General features: G+C 55.6%; 1 protein-coding gene. It reads left to right on the top strand.

Annotated elements, in window-relative coordinates:
* Positions 1-281: 281 nt before the first annotated feature.
* Positions 282-577: glycoside hydrolase domain-containing protein (locus AC0L28_RS34740; protein WP_473483002.1), on the top strand; the 296-nt coding region annotated here is incomplete at its 3' end.

Raw genomic sequence — 577 nt, forward strand, 5'->3', positions numbered from 1 at the left:
TGCCGTTTTCGATGGTGGAAGCCCTGGCAGTTTCGCCGTCACCTCAACATTGCTGAAGGCGTGCCTGAATCTGTCAAGCAAGGATACGCAGTCCACTATCGCGCAGGTTTTCGGCCGCTTCGGCCCGCCGAGCGGCTCACCTTACTACCTGCGCGTCTTGCCCTGATCCGTATGCCAGACTTTACATTCAGCCAGAAAGCAGCACGCTCGTTGAACATGTGAATACCGCACATTCCGTCGGCGGAGCGAAGTCGGTGGTGCGCTTTGTATCGGGAAAGCCCATGCCCTATTGTGAAGACTTCGCGAAGGCGGACGGATGGTCCGCAGCGGATGTCAGCGTCCGTCTCAACAATAAGGCGGGCCGGAAATTTCTCGCTTTCTTGCGAAGATCGGGGGTGACCACGGTCATTCGGTATTACGCAGGATCCGCGAGCCCAAAAACCATCACACCAGTGGAGGCGAAACTGCTATCTAGGCAGGGTTTCGGAATTCTACCGATTTTCCAGGACAGCAGCCGCCATATTTCCAATTTCTCGAGCTCGATCGGCACTGCAAATGCAAAGAGTGCTATGGGGTT

This window comes from Mesorhizobium sp. WSM4847 (assembly GCF_055811335.1).